General features: G+C 63.8%; 19 protein-coding genes and 1 pseudogene. 5 read left to right on the forward strand and 15 right to left on the reverse strand.

Annotated features, from left to right (window positions below; all coding sequences use genetic code 11):
• Positions 1-117 precede the first annotated feature (117 nt).
• The 3 genes and pseudogenes from ACVOMF_RS15260 to ACVOMF_RS15270 all read right to left on the reverse strand — a co-directional run bounded on the left by ACVOMF_RS15260 (position 118) and on the right by ACVOMF_RS15270 (position 5087).
• The gene (locus ACVOMF_RS15260) at positions 118-3282 is read right to left on the reverse strand and encodes a multidrug efflux RND transporter permease subunit (protein WP_481510023.1); all 3165 of its coding nucleotides are present in this window, start codon (positions 3280-3282) and stop codon (positions 118-120) included.
• Positions 3283-3306: 24 nt separating this feature from the next.
• Positions 3307-4476 (reverse strand): annotated as a pseudogene (locus ACVOMF_RS15265) (efflux RND transporter periplasmic adaptor subunit); the annotation flags it as partial.
• A complete protein-coding gene (locus tag ACVOMF_RS15270) occupies positions 4476-5087 on the reverse strand; it encodes a TetR/AcrR family transcriptional regulator (RefSeq protein WP_481510024.1) in 612 nt (203 codons plus the stop codon). The gene ACVOMF_RS15270 and the pseudogene ACVOMF_RS15265, both read right to left, overlap by 1 nt.
• 297 nt (positions 5088-5384) lie before the next feature.
• Here ACVOMF_RS15270 and ACVOMF_RS15275 point away from each other — a divergent pair, with 297 nt between their 5' ends.
• The 4 genes from ACVOMF_RS15275 to ACVOMF_RS15290 all read left to right on the forward strand — a co-directional run bounded on the left by ACVOMF_RS15275 (position 5385) and on the right by ACVOMF_RS15290 (position 14300).
• Positions 5385-10367: an NAD-glutamate dehydrogenase gene (locus tag ACVOMF_RS15275; protein ID WP_481510025.1), complete on the forward strand. Its 4983-nt coding sequence runs from the start codon at positions 5385-5387 to the stop codon at positions 10365-10367.
• Between the two features lie 295 nt (positions 10368-10662).
• The gene (locus ACVOMF_RS15280; protein ID WP_481510026.1) at positions 10663-11427 is read left to right on the forward strand and encodes an NAD kinase; all 765 of its coding nucleotides are present in this window, start codon (positions 10663-10665) and stop codon (positions 11425-11427) included.
• 76 nt (positions 11428-11503) lie between these two features.
• Positions 11504-12448 (forward strand): 5'-nucleotidase, encoded by a 945-nt coding sequence (locus ACVOMF_RS15285; protein WP_481510027.1) that lies wholly within the window; start codon positions 11504-11506, stop codon positions 12446-12448.
• Positions 12449-12926: 478 nt separating this feature from the next.
• On the forward strand, positions 12927-14300 hold the full coding sequence (locus ACVOMF_RS15290; protein WP_481510028.1) for an NAD(P)-binding domain-containing protein: 1374 nt from the start codon (positions 12927-12929) through the stop codon (positions 14298-14300).
• A 15-nt stretch (positions 14301-14315) separates the two neighbouring features.
• Here the strand turns inward: ACVOMF_RS15290 and ACVOMF_RS15295 are convergent, their stop codons facing one another.
• From ACVOMF_RS15295 to asnS, 12 genes are all read right to left on the reverse strand, one after another.
• On the reverse strand, positions 14316-14870 hold the full coding sequence (locus tag ACVOMF_RS15295) for a DUF2939 domain-containing protein (RefSeq protein WP_296246145.1): 555 nt from the start codon (positions 14868-14870) through the stop codon (positions 14316-14318).
• A gap of 19 nt (positions 14871-14889) precedes the next feature.
• The gene (locus tag ACVOMF_RS15300) at positions 14890-15363 is read right to left on the reverse strand and encodes an SRPBCC family protein (RefSeq protein WP_481510029.1); all 474 of its coding nucleotides are present in this window, start codon (positions 15361-15363) and stop codon (positions 14890-14892) included.
• Between the two features lie 71 nt (positions 15364-15434).
• Positions 15435-16121 (reverse strand): DUF2461 domain-containing protein, encoded by a 687-nt coding sequence (locus ACVOMF_RS15305; protein ID WP_481510030.1) that lies wholly within the window; start codon positions 16119-16121, stop codon positions 15435-15437.
• On the reverse strand, positions 16118-17557 hold the full coding sequence (gene sbcB / locus ACVOMF_RS15310) for an exodeoxyribonuclease I (protein ID WP_481510031.1): 1440 nt from the start codon (positions 17555-17557) through the stop codon (positions 16118-16120). The genes ACVOMF_RS15305 and sbcB overlap by 4 nt, the downstream gene beginning before the upstream one ends.
• Complete coding sequence (locus tag ACVOMF_RS15315; protein ID WP_481510032.1) at positions 17557-18927, reverse strand: FAD-dependent oxidoreductase; 1371 nt, start codon at positions 18925-18927, stop codon at positions 17557-17559. Before ACVOMF_RS15315 ends, sbcB begins: the two co-directional genes overlap by 1 nt.
• 18 nt (positions 18928-18945) lie before the next feature.
• Positions 18946-20220: a kynureninase gene (gene kynU, locus ACVOMF_RS15320; protein WP_481510033.1), complete on the reverse strand. Its 1275-nt coding sequence runs from the start codon at positions 20218-20220 to the stop codon at positions 18946-18948.
• 50 nt (positions 20221-20270) lie between these two features.
• The gene (locus ACVOMF_RS15325; protein WP_303746608.1) at positions 20271-20798 is read right to left on the reverse strand and encodes a 3-hydroxyanthranilate 3,4-dioxygenase; all 528 of its coding nucleotides are present in this window, start codon (positions 20796-20798) and stop codon (positions 20271-20273) included.
• 220 nt (positions 20799-21018) lie between these two features.
• A complete protein-coding gene (can, locus tag ACVOMF_RS15330; protein ID WP_282266099.1) occupies positions 21019-21681 on the reverse strand; it encodes a carbonate dehydratase in 663 nt (220 codons plus the stop codon).
• Positions 21682-21762: 81 nt separating this feature from the next.
• Positions 21763-22407 carry an FMN-binding negative transcriptional regulator gene (locus tag ACVOMF_RS15335; protein ID WP_481510034.1) on the reverse strand — a complete coding sequence of 215 codons (645 nt, stop codon included), beginning with the start codon at positions 22405-22407 and terminating at the stop codon, positions 21763-21765.
• A gap of 10 nt (positions 22408-22417) precedes the next feature.
• Complete coding sequence (locus tag ACVOMF_RS15340; RefSeq protein WP_481510035.1) at positions 22418-22729, reverse strand: hypothetical protein; 312 nt, start codon at positions 22727-22729, stop codon at positions 22418-22420.
• A complete protein-coding gene (locus ACVOMF_RS15345) occupies positions 22726-23031 on the reverse strand; it encodes a hypothetical protein (RefSeq protein ID WP_282266093.1) in 306 nt (101 codons plus the stop codon). Before ACVOMF_RS15345 ends, ACVOMF_RS15340 begins: the two co-directional genes overlap by 4 nt.
• Positions 23032-23063: 32 nt before the next feature.
• Positions 23064-24458, reverse strand: a complete 1395-nt coding sequence (gene asnS / locus ACVOMF_RS15350; protein ID WP_481510036.1) for an asparagine--tRNA ligase — start codon at positions 24456-24458, stop codon at positions 23064-23066.
• A 149-nt stretch (positions 24459-24607) separates the two neighbouring features.
• Here asnS and ACVOMF_RS15355 point away from each other — a divergent pair, with 149 nt between their 5' ends.
• Entirely contained in the window at positions 24608-24946 is a 339-nt protein-coding gene (locus ACVOMF_RS15355) for a HesB/IscA family protein (RefSeq protein ID WP_481510037.1), read from the forward strand.
• Positions 24947-25150: the final 204 nt, after the last annotated feature.

The raw sequence follows: 25150 nt of genomic DNA on the forward strand, positions 1-25150 counted from the left end.
CTCCCCCCCCCGCGCCCCCCGGCCCCCCGCAGCCCGCCGTCCACCCCCACCCCCCGCCCCCCCCCCCAACTACAGGACATCCAAAAAAAAGCCCCGGCATTGCCGGGGCTTTTCGTATCAGCGGTCCTTCTGTACCGCATGCACTTTGTGCTGTTCGATGAACTCCTTGGACTGTTCATCCAACTTGTCACCGAGCATGCGCCGCACGCTCACGAAGAACAGCGGGATCAGCAGCACACCGATCACGGTGGCGAACAACATGCCGCCGATAACGCCTGTACCCAGCGAATGACGGGCATTGGCGCCGGCACCGGTGGAGATGGCCATCGGCAGAACGCCCAGGATGAAGGCGAACGAGGTCATCAGGATCGGGCGGAAACGCAGATGCGCCGCTTCGATGGTCGCTTCACGCAGGGTCTTGCCGGCGGCACGCTGTTCCACCGCAAACTCGACGATAAGAATGGCGTTCTTTGCCGCCAGACCAATCACCGTCACCATGCCGATCTTGAAGTACAGATCGTTCGGCAGGCCGCGCATCAGCGAGAACACCACCGCACCGAGGATGCCGATCGGCACCACCAGCAGCACCGAGACCGGGATCGACCAGCTCTCATACAACGCCGCCAAGCACAGGAACACCACCACGATCGACAACACCATCAGCAGCGTTGCGGCGTTGCCGGCCAGGATTTCCTGATAGGACATGCCCGACCAGTCGAAGCCGAAGCCTGCCGGCAGGTCGTCATGCACCAGCCGTTCCATCGTGCTCATGGCCTGACCGGAGCTGCCGCCCGGTGCCGGAGCACCGACGATGTTGACTGCCGAATAGCCGTTGTAGCGGTTCAATGCCGGCGGGGCATAGATCCACTCGGACTTGACTACCGCGCTGAGCGGGATCATCGCCGGCTGGCCAGTTGCATCCTTGCTCAACGAACTCGGCACGAAGTAGCTGTTCAGCGATTCCGGACCGGTGCGGAATGCCGCGTCGGCCTGCATGTTGACGCGCTTGATGCGCCCGCCATAGAAGAAGTCGTTGACGTACACCGGCGCCAGCATCATCTGGATGGCGGTATACACGTCATTGACCGAAACGCCCATGGCCTGGGCCTGCACGCGGTCAACCTTCAACTGCAGCTGCGGTGCGTTTTCCAGGGTATTGGGACGTACGCCAACCAGCGATTTGTCCTGGCTGGCTGCGCCCAACAAGGTGTTGCGCGCATCCATCAAGGCATCCTGGCCGGCACCGGCACGGTCCTGCAGCCACATGTCGAAGCCGCCGAACTGACCCAGACCCTGCACGGTTGGCAGGTTGACGAAGAAGATCTGTGCATCCTTGATGCCGTAGGCCTTCTTGTTCATCTTCTGGATGAACTCGGGTGCGGTTTCCTTGCGCTCGTCCCAGTCCTTGAGGCGGACGAAGGCCATACCTACGTTCTCGCCAGCGCCGATGAAGCTGAAGCCGGTGATCTGCATCAGGCCTTCAAAGGCCTCCTCGTCCTGCAAGGTGCCCAGCAGTTGGTCGAACACGGCGCTGGTACGGGTCTTGGTGGCACCCGGCGGCAACTGCACGATGGCCAGCGCATAGCCCTGGTCTTCTTCCGGCAGGAAGCTGCCCGGCAGGCGTGTGAACAGGAAGCCGCACAGTACCAGCAGCAGGGCGAACACCATCAGCCAGCGCGGGGCGTGCTTGATGACGCCACCAACGGTGCCGACATAGCTCTTTTCCAGCTTGCCGTAGTACTTGTTGAAGGTGCGGTAGACCCAGTTCGGGTTGTCGTTGTGGGTGGGCTTGAGGAAGGCCGCACACAGCGCCGGGGTGAAGGTCAGTGCCAGCAAGGCGGAGAAGGCCATCGCCATGGCGATGGTCAGCGCGAACTGCTTGTAGATCTCACCCGAGGCGCCCGGCTGCAGGGCAGACGGAATGAACACCGCCGCCAGCACCACGGTGATGGCCACCACGGCGCCGGTGATCTGGCCCATGGCTTTCTGCGTGGCCGGCTTCGGATCGAGCTTTTCCTCGGTCATGATGCGTTCGACGTTTTCGATGACGACGATGGCGTCATCGACCACGATGCCGATTGCCAGCACCATTGCGAACAGGGTCAGCTGGTTGATGGTGAAGCCGATCGCGAGCATGCCCATGAAGGTGCCGAGCAAGGCGACCGGTATGACCAGGGTGGGGATGATGGTGGCGCGGAAGTTCTGCAGGAACACCAACATCACCAGGAACACCAGGATGATGGCCTCGACCAGGGTATGGACCACTTCCTCGATCGAGATGGTGACGAAGGTGGTGCTGTCGTACGGGGTGAACCAGCTCACGCCGGGAGGGAAGCTCGGGGCCAGCTCATCCATCTTCGAGCGCACGGCCTCGGACACGTCCAGCGCATTGGCACCCGGCAGCAGCTGGATGGCGAACACCGCCACCGGCTTGCCGTTGTACTTGGTGTCGAAGCCATAGTTGGACGCACCGAAGGAAACCGTGGCGACATCCTTCAGCTTGACCACACTGCCGTCGTTGTTGGCCCGCAGGATGGTGTTCTCGAACTCTTCCGGCGAGCTGTAGCGGCCTTCGGCGGCCACGGTTGCAGTGAAGGCCTGGCCGTTGGGCGCCGGGTCGCCGCCCACCGAGCCGGCGGCGAACTGCAGGTTCTGGGTGCCGATGGCGTTGTACACGTCGGTAGCCGACAGGTGATAGCCCTGCAGCTTTTCCGGATTCAGCCACACGCGCATGGCGTACTCGGAACCGAACTGCTGGGTGCTGCCGACGCCGGGAACACGCGAAACCTGTTCCAGCACGCGCGCGCCGACGATGTCGTTCAGCGCGTCGCGGTCTACCGTACCGTCATCCGAACGCACGCCGATGGCCATCAGGAAGCCGGCGTTGGCCTTGGCTACCACCACGCCCTGCTTGGTCACTTCCGAGGGCAGGCGCGGCGTCGCCAGCGACACCTTGTTCTGCACCTGCACCTGGGCGATGTCGGCATCGGTGCCGCTGTCGAAGGTCAGGGTGATGGTGACGCGGCCGTTCGATGACGAAGACGAACTGAAGTACATCAGGTTGTCGATGCCGGTCAGCTGCTGCTCGATCACCTGGGTGACCGATTTTTCCGCGGTGGACGCACTGGCGCCCGGGTAGTTGGCGGTGACCGTCACCTGCGGCGGCGCCACGCTGGGGTAGGACTCGATACCCAGGTTGAGGATCGAGATAACGCCGCCAAGCGAGATCAGGATCGCCACCACCCAGGCGAAGACGGGATGCTCGATGAAGAATTTAGGCATGACGGAGTCCCGTTAGTCCTTCTTTGCCGGGGCTGCCGCGGGCGCGCCAGCGGCGGGCTTGGCGGCTTCGGGCTGCCATGGCTTGGCCGTGGCCGGTGCGCCTTCCTTGACCTTCTGCAAGCCCGAAACAATGATCTGGTCGCCAGCAGCCAGGCCGGAGGAGACCAGCCAGTTGCCGCCCTGCTGGTTGTCCAGGGTAACGTTCTTGCGCACGACCTTGCCGTCCTTGCCCACGATCAGCACGTAGCCGCCCTGGGTGTCACGTTGCACAGCCGCCTGCGGAACCAGGAAAGCATTGTGGCGCTCGCCCAGGTTGGCCTTGAAGCTGACGAAGGAACCTGGCAGCAGGATGTGGTTCGGGTTGGGCAGCTGAGCACGCAGTGACACCGTGCCGGTGGCCGGATCAACCGTGGTCGAGGAGAAGTCCAGGGTGCCTTCGTGCGCATAGGCACTGCCGTCGGGCAGGTTGACCTGCACGGTGGTCTTGCCGTCGCCAGCCAGTGCCACCGCGCCCTTGTCCTGGGCTGCGCGCAGCAGGCTCAGTTCGTCGGCGGTCATCGAGAAGTTCACATACAGCGGATCGATCTGGTCGACGGTGGTCAGCAGGGTTACATCACCCTGGCCAACCAACGCACCTTCGGTGACCTGCTGTTTGCCGGCTTGGCCGGCGATGGGCGCGGTGACGCGGGCATAGCCTAGGTTGATGCGGGCGGTGGTGACCGCGGCTTCAGCCTGCTGCACGGCGGCGGCAGAGGAGCGCTCGGCGGCCTCGGCACTGTCCAGGTCGGACTTGGAAACATAGCTCTGCGGTGCTAGCGAACGGGCGCGGTTGGCAGTGGCGCGGGCGTTGGCATAGGTTGCGCGGGCCGAAGCCAGTGCACCTTCCGCTGATGCCAGCGAGGCCTGCAGCGGTGCCGGGTCGATCAGGAACAGCACCTGGCCTTCCTTGACCGCGCTGCCTTCCTCATAGACGCGCTTCTGCAGCACGCCGGCCACGCGGGCGCGGACGTCAGCCGACCGGAACGGTGACAGACGGCCAACCAGTTCGCGTTGCAACGGCAGGGTCTGCGGTTTGGCGTCGACGACGCCAACCTCCTGCGGAGGCGGTGCGGCTTGCTCCTGCGGTTTTTTACAGGCGGCAAGGCTCAGTGTCGCTGCACAGGTGAGAGCGAGAAGACGCAGTGGGGCGGTCATCAGGAGAAACTCCGGGTGTTGTTTTTATCTGGAACTGCGGCGGCTTCATACATAGACGCAAAGGCGCGTAGGAAACCGTCGGTGGCAAATTCGGCCCAGCGGCGACGCTGTTGTGGATCATCGCGGTAGGGGGTGTGAAAGCGCTGTCGTTCAAAATCCTGGCCTGCGATCATGCTGATCAACAGCTCGGCCATGAAATGCGGGTCGTCATGTTTGAGGCGTCCGCGCTGCATCTCGGTTTGCATCCATTCAGCCACGTGGTTGCGGAGGGCTTCGTTGCTTCCCTGGTACATGAACTGTGCTTCGTCGCGGAACTCATGCACGCTGGCACCGATCAACTGCGCGGTACGGCGGACATTGGGCTTGTTGCGATGCTCAAGGTAGCCGACGGCAAAGTCGAGCACGGTTTCGTGCAGCGGCTTTTCTTCACATACGGATAACGCGGCCGTCGCGGTGGACACATGCAGCTGCATCGCCCGCCGCAGCAGCTCGCGTTTGCTGCCGTAGCGGCTGTAGAGCGTCTGCTTGGAACAACCCGCTGCCGCCGCTATCGAATCCATACTCAGGTGTATGCCTTGTTTGGCCAATAGCTCGCGCACTGCTTCGAGCACGCGCTGGTCACGCGCGTCGGTTGGCGCGGAGGTGGCGGAGGGGGTTTGCATAAGCGGTGGACTATACCGTCCAGTTCAGAAACGCCGCAACGTAATTCGTCTTTCACTGTGCCCGGTGAGCGAATGAGATTCAGGTGGCGGACATCGTTTACGGATCGTCTATCAGTAAAACCATGGCTGTTGCTACCGCTCGCCAGCAAATTGCGATGCAGATAATGCGGCCCTGCAGCAAGGTTCTTTTTGTTACCAGCGATACAATCGCGGTTTCTCCAAACGAGCAACACCCAAAGCTCTGCCATGAAATCGCAAAACAGTGCTGCCAAGTCCGCAAAGACGAAATCCAAACCAGCTGTGAAGCAGAACATCGCGGAAGCTGGCCTCTCGCTAGAACCGGTATTTGCAGCCTTGCGGAAGCGTTATCCCGCTGCGGCCGCACAGGCGCAGGCAGTGGCTTTTGCTACGGCGTTCTACAAGCGCATGGAAGCCGATGAGTTCACGCTGCACTCGGCCGATGATTGGGCGGTACTGGCTGCAGGCATGCTGGAATTCGCCCGCACCCGCAAGCCGGGCAAGGCCAACGTGCGCGTGTTCAACCCGATGCTGAAGGCTGACGGTTGGGAATCGGCACATACCGTGCTGCAGATCGTCAACGACGACATGCCATTCCTGGTGGACACGGTGACGCTGGCGCTGGCCGAGCAGGGAATTGGCGTGCACGTGCTGGGCCATCCGGTGATCAGCATCGGCCGCGACAAGGCTGGCAAGCTGACCGGCGTGGGCGAGGGCAAGCTGGAATCGGTGATGCTGCTGGAGATCGATCGCCAGCCGGCCGATGCACTGGATGCCGTTGCCAAGCGCGTCAGTGGCGCGCTGGAAGACGTGCGCGCCATCGTCAACGATTGGCAGCCGATGACCGACAAGGCGGTGGCACTGGCCGACGACCTGGGCAAGCGTCCGTTGCCGGTCAGCAAGGCCTCGCGCGCCGAGGCACAGGAATTCCTGCGCTGGGCCGCCGACAACCATTTCACCTTCTTTGGCTACCGCGAATACAAGGTGGAGAAGAAGGGCAAGGAAGAAGTGCTGGTCGCCCAGAACGGCACCGGCCTGGGTCTGATGCGTGGCAAGGACACGATGGTCGCGCGCCCGGTCAAGGGCCTGGCCGCCGAAGGCCTGAACGCCACCAGCAGCCTGCACGACGCGCTGATCCTGACCAAGACCAATGCCCGCTCGCATATCCACCGCGGCGGCTACATGGACTACATCGGCGTGCTGGAATTCGACGCCAAGGGCAAGATCATCGGCGAGCAGCGCTTCCTCGGCCTGTTCACCTCCAGTGCCTACAACCGCCGCCCGTGGGAAATCCCGCTGGTGCGCCAGCGCTATGAAAACGTGATGGCGCGTTCGGGCCTGAGCCTGTCCAGCCACAGCGGCAAGGCACTGCGCCACATCCTGGAGTCGCTGCCGCGCGAAGAGCTGTTCCAGTCCAGCGAGGACGAGCTGTTCCGTACCGCCATGGGCGTGCTCGGCCTGCAGGAGCGCGTGCGTAGCCGCCTGTTCCTGCGCCGCGACAAGTTCAGCCGCTTCATCTCGGCGCTGGTGTTCCTGCCGCGCGAGCGCTTCAACACCGACGTGCGCCTGCGCGTTGAAAGCATGCTCAAGGATGCCTTGCAGGGCGAATACGTCGACTCCAGCGTGGTGCTGGGCGACTCGCCGCTGGCGCAGGTGCACCTGATCGTGCGTCCCAAGGCCGGGCAGAGCCTGGAGCTGGACGTGGAAGGCATGGAGAAGCGCCTGGCCCACGTGCTGCGCAACTGGCAGGACGATCTGCGCGAAGCGCTGGTCGCCAGCCACGGCGAAGGCGAAGGTCTGCGCATCGCCTCGCGTATCGGCAAGGCACTGCCGGCCGGTTACATCGAGGATTCCAGCGCTGAAATCGCCGCGGCCGACGTCGCCCAGCTGGATGCATTGACCGGTCCGGACGATCTGCGCCTGAGCCTGCAGGCAATCCGTCGTGACGAGGTCGATGGTCTGCGCCTGAAGCTGTACCGCCAGCTGGAAGACATTCCGCTGTCCGACGTGCTGCCGATGATGGAGAACATGGGCCTGCGCGTGATTGCCGAGCGCCCGTACAAGCTGATGGTCGATGAAGCGCCTGTGTACGTGCAGGACTTCGAAGTCGAATCCACCATCGGTGCGATCGACCCGGCCAGCGCCAATGCCTCCTTCAGCGATGCCTTCGCCCGCGTCTGGCACGGCGATGCCGAGAACGACGGTTTCAACCGTCTGGTGCTGGGTGCTGGTCTGGATTGGCGCCAGGTGTCGATGCTGCGTGGCTACTGCAAGTACCTGCTGCAGATCGGTGTGCCGTTCTCGCAGACCTATGTGGAAGGCACCTTCAACCGCTACCCGCTGCTGGCGCGCCTGATCGTGGAGCTGTTCGAAGCCCGCTTCGAGCCGACCCCGGCGGCCGACAAGGCCGTGCTGGACGCGCAACTGGCCCAGTTCAAGCAACTGGCCGGCGACGATGCTGCCACCCTCAAGCTGCTCGACGGCGTGGTCAAGGCCCGCAAGAGCGACCGTGCCGCGCGCATGGCGCTGGTCCACGACGTGCTGATCAAGCTGCTCGACGGCGTGTCCAGCCTGGACGAAGACCGCATCCTGCGCAGCTTCATCGGCGTGATCGAAGCCACCCTGCGTACCAGCTACTACATGGTGCGCAAGGACGGCGTCCGCGCCGATGGCGGCCCGGCCGACTACATCAGCTTCAAGTTCGACGCCGCCAAGGTGCCGGACCTGCCCAAGCCGCGCCCGTACCGCGAAATCTTCGTGTGCGGCCCGCGTGTGGAAGGTACCCACCTGCGTTTCGGCCCGGTGGCCCGTGGTGGCCTGCGCTGGTCGGACCGCCGCGAAGACTTCCGCACCGAGGTGCTGGGCCTGGTCAAGGCACAGATGGTGAAGAACACCGTGATCGTGCCGGTCGGCTCCAAGGGCGGCTTCTTCGCCAAGCAGCTGCCGGACCCAGCGGTGGACCGTGATGCGTGGTTTGCAGAAGGCGTGGCCTGCTACAAGCGCTTCATCAACGGCCTGCTGGACATCACCGACAACATCGTCAACAACAAGATCGTGCCGCCGCAGGGTGTGGTGCGTCATGACATGGACGATCCGTATCTGGTCGTCGCTGCCGACAAGGGCACCGCCACGTTCTCCGACACCGCCAACGGCATCGCCCGTGCGCACGGTTTCTGGCTTGACGACGCGTTCGCCTCCGGTGGCTCGGTCGGTTACGACCACAAGGGCATGGGCATCACCGCGCGTGGTGCGTGGGAGTCGGTCAAGCGCCACTTCCGTGCACTGGGCCGCGACTGCCAGAAGCAGGATTTCACCGTGGTCGGTGTCGGCGACATGTCCGGCGACGTGTTCGGCAACGGCATGCTGCTGTCCGAGCACATCCGCCTGGTCTGCGCCTTCGACCACCGCCACATCTTCCTCGACCCGAACCCGGTGGCTGCCAGCTCGTTCAAGGAACGCGCGCGCATGTTCAAGGTGCCGCGTTCGAGCTGGGCCGACTACGACAGCAAGCTGATCAGCAAGGGCGGCGGCATTTACCCGCGTTCGCTCAAGTCCATCGAGATCACCCCGGAAGTGCGTGAGGCACTGGGCATCGACGCCAGCATCAAGGCGATGAACCCGACCGACCTGATCAATGCCGCGCTGAAGGCGCCGGTTGACCTGCTGTGGAACGGCGGCATCGGCACCTACGTCAAGTCGGCGACCGAGACCAATGCCGATGTCGGCGACCGCGCCAACAACGGCCTGCGCGTCAACGGTGGCGAGCTGCGCTGCAAGATCGTGGGCGAGGGCGGCAACCTGGGCATGACCCAGCTTGGCCGCATCGAGGCAGCGCAGGTTGGCGTGCTGCTCAACACCGACTTCATCGACAACTCGGCTGGTGTTGATACCTCCGATCACGAAGTCAACATCAAGATCCTGCTCAATGACGTGGTGCGTGCCAAGAAGCTCACCGTGGAGCAGCGCAACAAGCTGCTGGCCTCGATGACCGACGAGGTGGGCGAGCTGGTGCTGATGGACAACTACCGTCAGAATCAGGCACTGAGCCTGATGGAGCGGATGAGCAGCAAGCGTCTGGGCTCCAAGCAGCACTTCATCCGTACGCTGGAGAAGCAGGGCCTGCTGGATCGCCAGATCGAGTTCCTGCCGTCCGACGCCGAGCTGTCGGCACGCAAGCTGCGCGGCCAGGGCCTGACCCGTCCGGAACTGGCGGTGCTGCTGTCGTACTCCAAGATCGTCGCCTTCCAGCAGTTGCTGGAATCGGACATCCCGGAAGATCCGTACCTGTCCAAGGAGCTGCTGCGTTACTTCCCGCAGCCGCTGCAGAAGAAGTACGCCGATGCAATGGAACGTCACCGCCTGAAGCGCGAAATCATCGCCACGGCCGTGACCAACCAGACCATCAACCGCATGGGCGCCACCTTCCTGATGCGCATGCAGGAAGACACCGGCCGCACCGTGGCCGAGGTCGCCAAGGCCTACACCATCAGCCGTGAAACGCTGGACGCACGTGCACTGTGGACGCAGATCGATGCACTCGACGGCACCTTGCCGGAAGCGGTGCAGGTGGACGCACTGGAAGTGATCTGGAAGCTGCAGCGTTCGTTCGTGCGTTGGCTGCTGACCCGTCCGGGCGCCATGCCGGGCATCACTGCCGCAGTGGACCGCTACCAGGGCCCGTTCAACGACATCCGTGTCGCCTCGGGCGTACTGCCGGATTCGCAGCGCCCGGCCTATGAGGCCAGCGTTGTGGCATGGAAGGAGAAGGGATTGCCGGCGGCACTGGCACAGCAGCTGTCCGAACTGCAGTTCCTGGAGCCGGCGTTCGACATCATCGAACTGGCGCGTCCGCGCAAGCTCAAGCCGGTGGACGTGTCCAAGGTCCATTTCCGTCTGGGCGAAGCCCTGCAGATGCCGTGGCTGTTCGAGCAGATCGACGCGCTGGAGGTCAACGGTCGTTGGCATGCGGTTGCCCGTGGCGTGCTGCGCGACGAGCTGGCTGCACACCAGCGCACGCTGGCTGGCCAGGTGCTGTCGATGAAGGGTGCGACTGCGGAGGCCAAGGTGGCTGCGTGGTTGGGCCGTGATGACAGCGGCCTGCGCTTCACCCTGGCAATGCTGGCCGAGCTGGCCGAGCAGAAGACGCTGGATTACCCGACCGTGTCGGTGGCGGTGCAGCGTTTGGGCCAGCTGGCTGCGCACGGCGCTTAAGTCGGCAGGTTGTTGGTTTTTGGAGAACGGGCCCTTTGGGCCCGTTTTCTTTTGGGAAAATCAAGAGCTTGCCCTCACCCCAACCCCTCTCCCGCAGGCGGGAGAGGGGCTACAGCTGCAGTTGCCGGCAATGCGTGCGCTCGCGGCGCTTTGAGCCCCTCTCCCGCCTGCGGGAGAGGGGTTGGGGTGAGGGCAAGCTCTTGCCGTTGGCCTTCAGTTTCCAAGCAAACGAAAGCACCAGCCAACACACCAGCAGGTTATCCTCGCCCTCCAAGTCGAACGAAAAGACGCGCCCGTGTCCCCACGAATCGCATTCCTCGCCAGCACTGTCGAGGCCGCACAGCAGGCCCGTGTCAGCCTGGCTGCCCGCTACGGCGATCACAACCCGGAAGACGCGGACGTGATCTGCCCGCTGGGCGGCGACGGCTTCATGCTGCAGACCCTGCATCGCCATGGCGGCAAGGGCAAGCCGGTGTTCGGCATGAAGCTGGGTACGGTCGGCTTCCTGATGAACCACCATCGCGAAGACGACCTGATCGAGCGCCTGGCGCTGGCAGAACCCGCCTACCTGCGGCCACTTGAGATGATCGCCCAGACCGAATCCGGCACCACCACCGGTTCCTTGGCCTACAACGACGTATCACTGCTGAGGCAAACCCGGCAGGCCGCGCATATCGGCATCGACCTCAATGGCCAGCAACGGGTGGAAGAACTGATCTGCGACGGCGTGCTGGTCTCCACCCCCGCTGGCAGCACCGCATACAACTACTCGGCGCATGGCCCGATCCTGCCGCTGGGTTCCAACACCATCGCCTTAACCCCGTTGGCGCCGTACCGGCCGCGGCGCTGGCGTGGCGCCATCCTCAAGGCCGAGACCGAAGTGCGCTTTCGCGTGCTTGATCCTTACAAGCGCCCGGTCAGTGTCACCGCCGATTCGCACGAAACCCGCGACGTGGTGGAAGTGATCATCCGTGAGTCGCGCGAGCGCCAGGTGACCTTGCTGTTCGACCCAGAGCACAACCTCGAAGAACGCATCCTGAGCGAGCAGTTCATGGTCTGATTGCCGGAATGGCAGCAGCGGGGCCGCTTCCGGGTAGACTGGGTCCCGTTCCTTGATCGTATTGGGTTCATCGTCCATGGGTGACAACACTCCCCGGCTTCTCACCGTTGCGGTTACTTCGCGCGCCCTGTTCGATCTCGAAGAAGGCCACGCCCTGTTCGAACGCGAAGGTCTGGAGGCCTATGCCGCCTACCAGCGGGCGCACGAGGATGATGTGCTCAAGCCTGGCGTTGCCTTCCCGGTGGTGCGCAAGCTGTTGGCGCTCAATGATGGTGCGCCGGTGGAGACGCCGCGCGTGGAGGTGATCCTGCTGTCGCGCAATTCCGCCGACACCGGCCTGCGCATCTTCAACTCCATCCAGCACTACAAGCTGGATATCGTGCGTGCCACCTTCACCGCCGGCGAGCCGACCTGGCCTTACGTCAAGCCGTTCGGCACCGATCTGTTCCTGTCGGCCAACCCGGACTCGGTGCGTCGTGCGCTGGTCAACGGCATCGCCGCAGCGACGATCCTGCCGCAGAGCGCGCAGGAGGTAGCTGCTGCTTCGGCCGCGGCAACCGATACCGGCCGTTCCAAGACCCAGCTGCGCATCGCCTTCGATGGTGACGCGGTGATCTTTGGTGATGAAAGCGAGCGCATCTCGCGCGAGCAGGGCGTGGAGGCATTCGGTCGCCACGAGCGTGAGCGCGCGCATGAACCGCTCAGTGGTGGCCCGTTCCGCAACTTCCTGTCCGCACTGCATGCCTTGCAGGCGGCATTCCCGGCCGGTGAAACAGCACCGATTCGCACCGCGCTTGTGACCGCACGTTCGGCGCCAGCGCATGAGCGGGTTATCCGCACCCTGCGCGAGTGGGGCGTGCGTCTGGATGAAGCGCTGTTCCTCGGCGGCCGCCACAAGGGCCCGTTCCTTGAAGCCTTCGGTGCCGATATCTTCTTCGACGATTCGCAGCACAACATTGATAGTGCACGTCAGCATGTGGCTGCTGGCCATGTGCCGCATGGCGTGGCCAACCCCGACTAATCCTGCCGTTTGTTGTGGGAGCGGCATAAGCCGCGAAGCAAGCAAACTGTCCGGCAGCAGGCACGATGCAATCGCAGTGATCTCAGCGATTCTTGCCTGGTCAGCTTCGCGGCTTACGCCGCTCCCACAATCCGGCGTCTGCGTGGCGTTGCAGCCATACATTCCCCACATGCTAGGATGAAGCCGCTTTCGCGGGTTCCAAGCTGAACCAGCGGTAATCCTGCCGCGTCCTGATCTGCACGAATGCAGCAGATCCCTCCCGCACTGCACCCACCCGGTGATCCAGGGGCGGGGCCTGTTCCCCGACCGGTAGCGTCATGTACCTGCCATTCCCTTTCGCGCTGCCCTGCGTGGCGGCCGGGTGTTTCGCGCGCCGCGCGGGACTGGACGCATTGTCTCTCCTGCACGGCGCATAACGCGCCCTTGCGCAGTGCCGTCGCGTTTACGCGATGGCAGCTACACAGGAGAAACAACCCGAATGACCATGCGTATCGCCATTCTTGGAGCCGGCCCGAGCGGCCTGGCGCAACTTCGTGCCTTTGAATCCGCCCGTCGAGGTGGGGCTGAAGTGCCAGAGATCGTCTGCTTTGAAAAGCAATCGGATCTCGGCGGGATGTGGAACTACACATGGCGTACCGGGCTGGATGCTTATGGCGAACCCGTGCATGGCAGCATGTACCGCTACCTCTGGTCGAACGGCCCGAAGGAAGCGCTGGAGTTTGCCGACTACAGTTTCGAAGAGCATTTTGGCCGCCCGATCGCCTCCTATCCGCCTCGTGCCGTTCTGCGCGACTACATCATGGGCCGCATCGAGAAGAGCGGCGTACGTGATCAGATCCGCTTCAACATGGCCGTGCAATGGGTCGACTACTCGGAGGAGACCGAGCGCTTCACCGTCACCGTGCGCGACCTGAAGAAAGACGAGCTGCTGACCGAGGAGTTCGACCGGGTGATCGTTGCCACTGGCCATTTCTCCACCCCGAATGCGCCGTTCTTCGAGGGCGTGGATCGCTTCCCCGGCCGCGTGTTGCATGCGCATGATTTCCGTGACGCCTGCGAATTCGCAGACAAGGATCTGCTGCTGATAGGGAGCAGCTATTCGGCCGAGGATATCGGCACGCAGTGCTACAAATACGGCGCCAAGTCGGTGACCTTCAGCTATCGCAGCGCGGCAACCGGGTACGACTGGCCGGCTGCCTTTGAAGAAAAACCCCTGCTGCAGCGTGTTGAAGGCAACACCGCGCACTTCATCGATGGCAGCAGCAAGGACGTGGATGCGATCGTGCTGTGTACCGGTTACCAGCACCATTTTCCGTTCCTGCCCGATGCACTGACCCTGCGGACGCGCAATCGCCTGTATCCCGGTGATCTGTACAAGGGTGTGTTCTGGATCGACAACCCCAGGCTGATCTATCTGGGCATGCAGGACCAGTACTACACCTTCAACATGTTCGATGCGCAGGCCTGGTATGCGCGCGATGTCATCCTTGGCAGGATCACGCTGCCGGCGAGCGATGCGATGCGTGCGGACAGCGACGCCTGGCTGGCGCGTGAGGAGGCGACGACATCGGCCGAGCAGGACATCGATTTCCAGACCGAATACGTGCGGGATCTGCTTGATGCCACCGACTACCCGGACTTCAACGTCGAGGCCGTGGCCACGCTGTTCAAACAGTGGAAGCACGACAAGAAGGACGACATCCTCGGTTATCGCAATTACAGCTACCGCTCCGTGCTGACCGGCACGTTGGCGCCGCTGCATCACACCCCGTGGATGCAGGCGATGGATGATTCGCTGGAGGCTTTCCTCGCCGACAGCGTGATCGAGGAGCAGCCGCGCAGGATTGCCTGATGGAGATGGCGCCGGTCAGCCCGGGGCCTGTCCCAGTGGCAACAGGATATTGGTCAGTCGCCAGCGCAGCCCCTGGCGACTGAGTACGAACACGACTTCGCGCCCGTCTTCCAGGTGGGTCGTGGCGGTGTAGCGCGACAGGGACTCGTAGTGGCCGGTGGTATTGGCCAGCGGCTTGGCCGGCGAGGGCGGTGCCCAGGTATCGCCGCCGACGGTATCGCCGATGGCCCGCTTCCACAGGCTGTCGCCCTGCAGCAGGGCGGCAATGCCCAGCGGGGTGACGAAGGTGTCGACACCTGCGCCGGTGAGGTTGCCGGCCACGCCCAGCGCGACCTGGCCGAACAGACTCGACTGCATGTCGCTGCCGGCGCGGCGCACGATGTAATCGTTGATCTGCGCCTTGATGTTGACCCGCACCGCGCCGAAGTCGACGTGTCGCGCCAGCTTGCCGGTGTCACGCTGTTCGATGGCCTGGCTGATGCCGCGGATCGCCAGATAGGGGCCGCCGATCACGTAGGCGGCCAGCAGCACTGCGATGGCGATGACGGTGGCGAGTATCCACTTCTTCATTGCGTTGCTGTCCTCGGGATCAGGGATGTGCGGGGATGCTGGCTTCGGCCCAACGGCGCAGCATCACCAGGGTTTCGGCCCAGGCCTGGCTGCAGAAGCCCAGGTACTCGCTGTCGCCGTTCCAGCCCAGGTGATGGAACTCCAGCACGGTCATCGGCTCGCCTTCGTGCGGCAGCCCGCGCCAGGCGCCGGGGCTGGCCCGGCGTGACAGGTCGAAGCGGATTTCGGTACCGGTCCAGGCCGAGGCCGGGCTTTGTGGCGGGTGGCGGCTGATCACTTCCCAGCGGATGCAGCGCTCGGGGATGATCTCCAGCACCTTCAGCGCAACCACGCCATGGCCGGAACCGGGGTTGTGGCTGATCACGCTGTCGCCGTCGATGACGGATTGCTGGTGCGGTATCCACCAGCGGCTCAGTCCCTCGGCGCTGGCCAGGCCGCTATGGACGGTGGCCAGCGGGGCATCGATCCAGACTTGCAGGTGGATGCTGGTCATGGCGGCTTCCTGTCGAAGGTTGCCGCCAAGCGTGCCGCAAACCAGGTTGGTTTGCGTGAAGCCCGCGCCAATCAGAATTCCAGGTCCAGCGCGGCGCACAGGTAGTCGACGAACGGGCCGAGTGCGGCCAGGTCCTTGGCCAGGGTCTGGCGCAGGCGCGGGCCGGTCATCACCTCGTCGTCCAGCGAACGCCACAGCACCCAGTTGCGGTGTTTGAGGTCTTCGATGAACTCGAAATCGGCCGGGAAGCCGCGCGGCGGCCGCACCAGCTTTTCGCTGCTCTCGAACTCGTAGCGCTTGCGCGTGGCTGGCGCATGCGCGGCGGCCTTCCAGCTGCCGGGGTTGTCGAGGATGAACTGGCGCAGGCGGCGCTGTACGTCCGGCTCGGGGTGCCAGATGCCAGCACCAACAAAGCTCTCGCCCGGTGCCAGGTGGATGTAATACGACGGCGCCGGTACCTGCTTGCGACGTTCGTGGAACAGGCGAGCCCCCTGCCAGGTCTTGTACGGCGCCTTGTCGTGGGAGAAGCGCGAGTCACGGTAGATGCGGAACAGCGAGCCACCAACAGTGCGCGGATCGGCCTGGAAGTGCGTGCTGACTTCGCTCAGGTCTGGCTGCAGGTCGGTGATCAAGCGCAGGAAGGGCTGGCGTACATGGTCTTCGTACTGCTGCTTGTGCTCGGCAAACCAGGTTTTGTCGTTGTGGCGTGCCAGCCCGCGCAGAAACTTGAAGCTGGCATCGCTGAAATACTGGGTCATGGTGTGTCCTGCAGGGTATGGCGCCACTGGTCCAAGGCATCCAGCAAGGCCAGTGAGTCCGGGTTGTCCTTGTGTTGCTCGCGCAACTCGGAGATCTGCGCGATGTACTCGGGCAAGGTCTGCTCGGCCATGCCCGGGGTGGAAAAGCGCTGCTGACGATACGCATCCCAGCGTGAGCGCGCGGTGGCGTCCAGGGTTTGCGGGTGGTTGCGGGCGCGGTAGCGGAACAGTAGTTCGGGCAGGCGCGGATCGCGGAAGCGCTGTTCCAGCTCGGCCAATGCTTCCGGCGGTGCAGTGCGCACCTTGCTGAGCAGGCCCTTGTCACCTTCGGCCAGGAAGCCGTCATACAACGAGGCATCGGCGTCGATCGGACCGTCATTTACGCGCTCACGCGCGAACACCTGGCGGGCCTTCTCGGCCAGCTGCGGGGCGAGTGCGCGCAGTTTCGCGGCCTTGGCTTCAATCACCGCAGGATCGATGGCCAGGCGTTCGAAGTCGGCATCGCGCAGATGGTTCCAGGCAACCAGCGCCGGCACCTTGTTGAGATGGACCTCTTTCAGCGGAATGCGCTGCTGGCCTTCGGGCAGGTCGGCCGCGCGGGTATACAGGCGCGCGGTGATCTCCTCCACCGACAGCTCGAGCAGCGGTTCGATATCACCCTCCAGATCGAACGCGATGACCCGGTTGTTGATATGCGGATGGCGCGCCAATGGCAGCACCGGTGCGGCGCATAGGCGGCTGGCGGGGTAGCGCATCGAGATGTGCAGTACCGGCTCCATCGCTACCACGTCGAGCAGGCTGCCGACATAGCGCTTGTCGCGCAGGCGCAGCGCGTAGTCCCACATGCGCGGCTGTGCCTCACGGAAGCGCCGGGCCATGCCGATGGTGGCATAGACGTCGGACAGTGCTTCGTGGGCGTCGCCTTCGCGCACGTCATTGGCCAGCGCCAGGTGCTCGAGCTTGAACGAGGTGGCGCCGTCTTCGCGCTTGGGCCAGTTGATGCCGTCCGGGCGCAGCGCGTGCACCAAGCGCAACATGTCGAGCAGGTCCCAGCGCGAGTTGCCGCTGCGCCATTCACGCTCATAGGGATCATGGAAATTGCGGAACAGGCCGTAGCGCACAAACTCGTCATCGAAGCGCAAGGTGTTGTAACCCAGCGTGCAGGTCTGTGGCTTGCTCATCAACTCGTTGATGCGGGCGAAGGCCTCGGCCTCGCTGACACCTTCTGCCAACGCATGCTGCGGGGTGATGCCGGTGATCAAGGTAGCGACCGGCGAGGGTAGCAGGTCGTCGGCCGGCTTGATGTAGAAACTGACCGGTTCGTCGATGACTTTCAGGTTGGCATCGGTGCGCACTGCGGCGAACTGGGCGATGCGGGTGCGACGCGGGTCCTGGCCAAAGGTTTCCAGGTCGTAGAACAGGAAGCTCTCGGCCATCAGTGCGCTCCTTCCAGTACTGGCAGGCGATCATGGATTACCTGCTCCAACCCGGCCCAGTCGATGTTGTCGAGCGAGTCGTGGCCGGCGGTGGCGTCGGCCAGGATGGTCTGCTGCAGACGGGTACGTTCAAGCGCGACTGCATACGGCGTGTGCAGGAAGGTGACCATCGTGTAATGCGGCACGAAACGGGTGGGCCAGCGCGCCTGCAGCGCCTGCTCCAGCTCGCGCTGCAGCAGGTAGCTCGGGTCGGCGACGCGGTCGCGCATCTCCAGATAATTGTCCAGGGCCATCTGCTGGATGGCGGCGGCATTGGGTTTGCGCTCGGCTTCAAAAGCGGCGAAGGCTGCTTCGGTGCCGGGATACTCGGCCAGGCAGCGTGCCAGCACCACGCAGTCTTCGAACGCGCAGTTCATGCCCTGGCCGTGGAACGGCACCATCGCATGCGCAGCGTCGCCGATCAGCACGGCCTTGCCGCGCTGATGCCAGCGTTCCAGGTACAGCGTGCCGAGCAGGCCGGGTGGATGCTGTTCCCAGTCGGCGCGCAGGTCCGGTATCAACGGCAGCGCATCAGCGAAGTCGCGCTGGAACAGTGCTTCTGCTTCCGCACCATTGCGCACCGTTGCGAAACTGGGCTCGCCCTCATTGGGCAGGAACAAGGTGACGGTGAAGGTGCCTTCATCGTTGGGCAGGGCGATGCACATGTAGTTGCCGCGCGGCCAGATGTGCAGGGCGTTGGCTTCGATCTGGAAGCCGCCATCGGCTGCTGGCGGGATCTCCAGTTCCTTGTAGGAGTGATCGAGGAACTCGATGCGCTCGCCCAAGGGCAGCTTACGATTCATCGCTGCACGCAGCGCCGAGCCAGCGCCATCGGCACCGATCAACGGCGTGTTGAAGTGGATGTCGTGTGGCTGGTCGTCGCGGTCATCGATGAAGCGTGCATAGCCTGCATCAAAGTCCACGGTATGCAGGCGACGATGGAAATACACGGTTGCACCGGCTTCTTCGGCCAGCTGCAGCAAGGTGGTGTTGAGGTCCTTGCGGTGCACCGACCAGATCACTTCGCTGTCATCGCGGCCGTAGCGCTGCAGGTCGGCCGCGCCTTCGCGCGGGTGCACCATGCGCCCGCGCATCATCACCGCCTTGGCCATGACTTCGTCTTCGACGCCGGCCTGGCGCAAGGCATTGCGGCCGCGTTCGGCCAGTGCGAGATTTATCGAGCGACCGGACTCGTAGTCGGCGATGCGCGGATCACCGCGCCGTTCGTAGATGGTGATCTTCCAGCCCTGCCGCGACAGCAGGATGGCGAGCAGGGAACCGGCCAGGCCGGCGCCGATCAGGGTGAGACTGCGTGGGGTGGGGGTGTTCAAGTCACAGTATTCCGTTGGTCAGACGCCAGCCCAGGTTTCCACTTCGTCGACGAAGCGGTAGACATCGCTGTAGCGGTTGTACAAAGGCGTGGGCGAGATGCGGATGACATCGGGCTCGCGCCAGTCGCCGAGCACGCCGACCGATTGCAGGTACTCGAACAGCGAGCGGCCCTGCGCGCGACCGCCGGCCACGCGCAGCGACAATTGGCAGCCGCGGCGCTCGGGTTCGGCAGGCGTGATGATCTGCAGCACATGATCCAGGCGCGCACGCACCATGGTTTCCAGGTAGCCGGTGATCTTCAGCGATTTGGTGCGCAGTGCGTCCATGCCGGCCTCGTCATACAGCGCCAGCGATGCTCGCAGTGGAGCCAATCCGAGCACCGGCGGATTACTCAGCTGCCAGCCTTCCGCGCCCAGCTCGGGCACGAACTCCGGTGCCATCTGGAAGCGGGTGGCCTGCTCATGACCCCACCAGCCGGCGAAGCGCGGCAACGAGGTGTCGCTGGCATGGCGTTCGTGCACGAAGGCGCCGGCAACCGCACCCGGACCGGCATTCAAGTATTTGTAGTGGCACCACACCGCGAAATCCGGCGCGACATCGTGCAGGTTCAACGGCACGTTGCCGACCGAGTGGGCGAGATCGAAGCCGATGTTGGCGCCGTGCGCACGAGCGAGGCGGGTGATCGCATCGAGGTCGAACACCTGGCCGGTGCGGTACTGCACGCCCGGCCACAGTACCAGCGCGACACGCTTGCCGTGTTCGCTGATGGCGTGCTCGATGGCCTGCATCGAAATAGTGCCGCTGGCTTCGTCCGGCTGCACCTCGATCAGGTCGGTGGCCGGGTTGAAGCCATGGAAGCGGATCTGTGCCTCGACCGCATGGCGGTCGGTCGGGAAGGCGCCGGCTTCCATCAGGATCGCCGGGCGCTCGCTGCTCGGGCGGTAGAAGCTGACCATCATCAGATGCAGGTTCACGCTCAGCGTGTTCATTGCCACCACTTCATGCGGCAGCGCGCCGACCACGCCGGCCAGCGAATCGCGCACCAGGCGGTGATAGCTCAGCCATTGCGTCGGACCGGTGAAGTGGCCTTCGACGGCGATGCGGCCCCACTGGTCCATCACTTCCTGCACCATCGCCTGAGCGCCGCGTGGCTGCAGGCCCAGTGAGTTGCCGACGAAATAGGCTTGATCGGTACCCTGGTGCTGCGGGATCAGGAACTGGCTGCGCAGATGGCGCAGTGGATCGGCAGCATCAAGCGCGGTGGCGTGGGCGGGTGACAGCGTTTCGTTCATCGGTGCGGACACGTCGAGGATGTACCCGCAGTGTAACCGCGCAAGGTCGCTCAGGCCTCGGGCGTGACCGGTTTGGGCAGTGGGTGCACGGCCCCGCATTGGCTGCAGGTACGGTGTTCGATGGATGCATGGAACCGGTCGAAGACCTTGGGCAGATCGGTCTCGATGTTCTTCAGGTGGAAGAACTCCTCGTAGATCTTGTGATTGCATTGCTGGCAGAACCACATGAAGCCATCGAGCTCATGGTCCAGGCGCTTGCGCTCGACGACCAGACCGATCGAACCGGGCATGCGCTGCGGCGAATGCGGCACGCGCGGCGGCAGCAGGAAGATCTCGCCGGCGCGGATCGGGATGTCGCGCACCGCGCCATCTTCCTGCACGCGCAGCACCATCTCGCCTTCCAGCTGGAAGAACCATTCCGGGCCCTCGTCCCAGTGGTAGTCGTTGCGGCTGTTCGGGCCGGCAACCACCATGACGATGAAGTCACCGTTCTCGATCATCTTGTTGCCGACCGGCGGCTTCAGGAGATGGCGGTGTTCTTCGATCCAGCCGAGCAGGTTCAGGGGTAGGGGGAGCATGCGGGGCCTGTTTGGTGAGGGTGGCGGCTTCCTTCTCCCGCTGGGACAAGGTGCCCGGAGGGCAATGCTTTTGAATTTCCTTCTCCCCTCGGGATAAGGTGCCCGTCGGGGGGATGCGGGGCGGTTCCTGACTTGGCTGGGGCGGTAGGCCCTCACCCCCAGCCCCTCTCCCGCAGGCGGGAGAGGGGAGGAAGCCTGCTTCGGCAGGGTCTTCCTTTGCTCAGTGCCGCTTGCCCTTCCGCGGCACAAACGACAATGCCTTCTCGTACGCCGGCTGCAGCTCCTCCGGCGAGCCCACATCAATACCCATCTCGCTGACCCGGCCGTCGCGCAGGCTGTAGACCCAGCCGTGCACCATCAGCTTCTGGCCGCGGGCCCATGCGTCCTGCACGATGGTCGAGCGGCAGGCGTTGACCACCTGCTCGATCACGTTCAACTCGCACAGGCGCGCGTGGCGCAGCTCCGGGTCGTCGATCTGCGACAGGATGTCGTCGTGCTTCTGGGCGACATCACCGACGTGGCGCAGCCAGTTGTCGGCGAGGCCGACGCGCACCTTGTTCAAGGCCGCATGCACACCGCCGCAGCCGTAGTGGCCGACGATCAGGATGTGCTTGATCTTGAGCTGGTCCACGGCGTACTGGATCACGCTCAGGCAGTTCAGGTCGGTATGCACCACCACGTTGGCGATGTTGCGGTGGACGAAGATCTCGCCCGGCGCCATGCCGATGATCTGGTTGGCCGGTACCCGCGAATCGGAACAGCCGATCCACAGGTACTCGGGGCTCTGCTGCTTGGAAAGCTGATGGAAGAATTCGGGATCTTCCTTCTCGATCCGGTCCGCCCATTCGCGGTTCTTCTGCAGCAGGTTATGGATGTCTTTCATGGTGAAGCTTCCCTTGCGATCTTGAGGGGGAGGGCGCTGCTGCGCGCTTGCGCGGCAGCGTCGCGGGAAACGGGGCGCGGCTCAGGCATCAGACTGGTCGCCGTGCTCACTGCGATACAGCTGCATCCACTGCGCGAGTTCGTGGGCGTCAGGCGTGTCCAGGGCCTGCAAAGCCTCGATCACCGCCAACTGGTTTGCCTGCGGGTGGTTCTGGCTCAGCTTCAGCTTGATCTGGACCTGCTGCACGTCCAGGCGGAAGCCTACGATGGCGCGCAACGATGGGGCGTGATCGTCCAGGCTGGCATCGAACTGCCATTCCTGGCCGACCCTGGCCTCGAAGAAATTGCTGGTGTCCGATAGCAGCTGTGCCAAGCCCGCCGTGTCATCGAAGCTGTGCAGTTCGCCGACAAGCTCAGCGGCGGCGTAGTTCCAGGTAGGGACGCGCGCCGCGCTCTCCTTGTCCGGGTACCAGCTGGCCGAGACATAGCCCTGCGGGCCGTTGACCAACACCTTGGCGCGGCCGAGCTGGCGGGACTGTTTGTTGGCCCTGGCCCAGTGGCCGATCAGTTCGACCTTGTGCCCTTCGCGCCGGTACAACACCGGCACGCGGGTCAGTTCGGGTAGTCCATCGTCGCCGGTGGTCAGCAGGGTCACAAACGGATCGCGCGCCAGCAGGCGGTCCAGCCAGAGCAGGTCGGTCTCGACGAAGGCGCGCTGGGCGAACACGAACGGCCGCTTAGACCCGGGTGCCGAGCAGCTGCACCATGCGCTCGCGCAAGCTGTCGTCGTCGCCCTGCGGTGGGCTCACTTCGTGCAGCGAGAAACCACGGTGCAACGCGTCTTCTTCGTCCAGGCCATCAAAGGCGACGAACTCGGCGTCAAACAGCTGTGCGCGGGCAGTGTCTTCACTGTCATAGCTCAGCGTGTTGCCATCGCTGTCCAGGATTTCGGCGGTGCCGCCCGGACGGACCCGCAGGCGCGCCCAGATCAGGGTGCCACCGAGCTGTGCCAGCCACCACTGGTCGGGAGTGTTCTCGAAATCAGTCATTTCATTACCTGCGAAAAAAGCCACAACAGCAGTGCCATGCCCAATCCGCCGAGCATCACCAGCAGGGCGATGCGGGCGGGTGTGGCCAAGCCGGACAGCGAGCGGTCGGCGATGCCGGTGAAGCCGCGGCCCAGCAGCCAGCGCAGGCACTCTGGTTTGAGAAAGGCGCCGGCACCAAATTCGGTGGCCAGCGCCGGATGCCGGTCGCGGATATGGACCAGCGTCAACGGCCAGAAAATCAGGAAGGCGCTGAGGCCGGCAATGGCCACGCCGACGAAGCAAAGAGCGAAGAACAAGGTCAACGGCGCCGCCTCCTGTTACTGGATCAGATGAATCAGTACTCCGCCGAACCCGGTGCGCGCGGGTAGGGGATCGCGTCGCGGATGTTGGACAGGCCGCAGACGTAGACCACCAGGCGCTCGAAACCAAGGCCGAAACCGGCATGCGGCACCGAACCATAGCGGCGGAAATCGCGGTACCACTGGTAGTGGTCCGGATCCAGGCCGAACTGCGCCATGCGTGCGTCGAGCACGTTGAGGCGCTCTTCGCGCTGGCTGCCGCCAATGATCTCGCCGATGCCCGGGGCCAGCACGTCCATCGCGGCGACGGTCTTGCCGTCATCGTTCAGGCGCATGTAGAAGGCCTTGAAGTGCTCCGGATAGTTGGTCACCACGACCGGCCGGCCGACGTGCTCCTCGGTCAACCAGCGCTCGTGCTCGGTCTGCAGGTCCAGGCCCCATTCGACCGGGTAGTCGAACTTCTTGCCGGACTTCTGCAGCAGGCTGATCGCGTCGGTGTACTCGATGCGCTCGAACGGTGCGTTGACGAAGGCTTCCAGGCGGGTGATGGCGTCCTTCTGCACGCGTTCTGCGATGAAGGCCATGTCGTCGGCGCGCTCGTCGAGCACAGCGCGGAACAGGTACTTCAGGAAATCCTCAGCCACGCGAGCGTTTTCGGCCAGGTCGGCGAAGGCGATTTCCGGCTCCACCATCCAGAACTCGGCCAAGTGGCGGGTGGTGTGGCTGTTCTCGGCGCGGAAGGTCGGGCCGAAGGTATAGACCTTGCTCAGTGCGAGACAGTAAGCCTCGACGTTGAGCTGGCCGGACACGGTCAGGAAGGTTTCCTTGCCGAAGAAGTCACGGCTGAAGTCGATCTGGCCATCGCTGGTGCGCGGCAGGTTGGCCATGTCCAGCGTGGAGACGCGGAACATCTGGCCGGCACCCTCGGCATCGGAACTGGTGACGATAGGCGTGCTGATCCAGTAGAAGCCGTTCTCGTGGAAGTAACGGTGCACGGCCTTGGACAGGCAGTCGCGGATACGGGTGACCGCGCCGAACAGGTTGGTGCGCGGGCGCAGGTGCGCCACTTCGCGCAGGAACTCCGGCGACATCGGCTTGGGCTGGATCGGGTAGGTCAGCGGGTCTTCGACCCAGCCAACGATTTCAAGGCTCTGCGCCTGGATCTCGAAGCTCTGGCCCTTGCCCTGCGACTTGACCAGCGTGCCGGTGGCGATCACCGAGCAGCTTGGGGTCAGCTTCTTGATGTCTTCGAAATTGGACAGGGCTTCGGTGGCCACGACCTGGATCGGGGCAAAGCCCGAGCCATCGCTGACGTTGACGAAGGCCAGTCCAGCCGAGCCGCGCACCGTGCGGACCCACCCGCGGACTGTGACTTCTCCGCCTTCCGGGAACTTCCCGGCAAGGGCGTGTGCAACGCTGACCACCGTCATGACTTGAATCCTCTGTTGATCGACTCGATCTGTGAATGCGAGATTTTAGCGGTTCAACACCCGGGCAGGCGAGCATTTATCAGCGCTTGCAGTCCGGCGGACCGCCTCCATCTATAATTGGACCGTAATTCTGCTGGAGTCGCCCCATCATGGCTGTTCATCTGACCCCCGTCGCCCATTCCCGCGTGCAGCGTTTCGTCAGCGGCACCCCGGGTGCGCTTGGCCTGCGTTTTGGCGTGACCCGCACCGGTTGTTCGGGCTGGGGCCATGTCACTGACCTGGCCAAGGATGAGCGCGAGGGCGACACCGTATTCGAGCAGGACGGCGTGCGCATCTACGTGGACGCACAGAGCCTGCCGCTGGTGGATGGCACCGAGATCGACTTTGGCAAGCAGGGCCTGAGCGAGACCTTCACTTTCAAGAATCCCAACGCAGCGGCCGAATGTGGCTGCGGCGAGAGCTTCACCACCGACGACATGCACCGTTGAGAAGATCGGTGGCTAGGCTTTTGTAGGAGCGGCATAAGCCGCAAAGCAGGTCAGGTGTCCGGGCCGGGAAGGTCCGGCGCACGGGACGCTTCCCCTGTAGAGCCCACGCAAACAGCGGGAGCGGCAAAAACCCCAACAACAGGCAAAAGAAATAAAACACCCCACACCCAAGCAAACCCCAAACACAAAAACACCAGCCCAAAA

The sequence above is a fragment of the Stenotrophomonas sp. STEN022 genome (genome assembly GCF_056760155.1).

Bases quoted from the DNA above. Each gene is read 5' to 3' on its own strand.
- ACVOMF_RS15295 (WP_296246145.1), bottom strand. From the start codon at position 14,870: ATGAAGAAGTGGATACTCGCCACCGTCATCGCCATCGCAGTGCTGCTG.
- ACVOMF_RS15355 (WP_481510037.1), top strand. From the start codon at position 24,608: ATGGCTGTTCATCTGACCCCCGTCGCCCATTCCCGCGTGCAGCGTTTC.
- asnS (WP_481510036.1), bottom strand. From the start codon at position 24,458: ATGACGGTGGTCAGCGTTGCACACGCCCTTGCCGGGAAGTTCCCGGAA.
- ACVOMF_RS15275 (WP_481510025.1), top strand. From the start codon at position 5,385: ATGAAATCGCAAAACAGTGCTGCCAAGTCCGCAAAGACGAAATCCAAA.
- ACVOMF_RS15325 (WP_303746608.1), bottom strand. From the start codon at position 20,798: ATGCTCCCCCTACCCCTGAACCTGCTCGGCTGGATCGAAGAACACCGC.
- ACVOMF_RS15260 (WP_481510023.1), bottom strand. From the start codon at position 3,282: ATGCCTAAATTCTTCATCGAGCATCCCGTCTTCGCCTGGGTGGTGGCG.
- ACVOMF_RS15290 (WP_481510028.1), top strand. From the start codon at position 12,927: ATGACCATGCGTATCGCCATTCTTGGAGCCGGCCCGAGCGGCCTGGCG.
- ACVOMF_RS15300 (WP_481510029.1), bottom strand. From the start codon at position 15,363: ATGACCAGCATCCACCTGCAAGTCTGGATCGATGCCCCGCTGGCCACC.
- kynU (WP_481510033.1), bottom strand. From the start codon at position 20,220: ATGAACGAAACGCTGTCACCCGCCCACGCCACCGCGCTTGATGCTGCC.
- ACVOMF_RS15285 (WP_481510027.1), top strand. From the start codon at position 11,504: ATGGGTGACAACACTCCCCGGCTTCTCACCGTTGCGGTTACTTCGCGC.
- ACVOMF_RS15305 (WP_481510030.1), bottom strand. From the start codon at position 16,121: ATGACCCAGTATTTCAGCGATGCCAGCTTCAAGTTTCTGCGCGGGCTG.
- sbcB (WP_481510031.1), bottom strand. From the start codon at position 17,557: ATGGCCGAGAGCTTCCTGTTCTACGACCTGGAAACCTTTGGCCAGGAC.
- ACVOMF_RS15340 (WP_481510035.1), bottom strand. From the start codon at position 22,729: ATGACTGATTTCGAGAACACTCCCGACCAGTGGTGGCTGGCACAGCTC.
- can (WP_282266099.1), bottom strand. From the start codon at position 21,681: ATGAAAGACATCCATAACCTGCTGCAGAAGAACCGCGAATGGGCGGAC.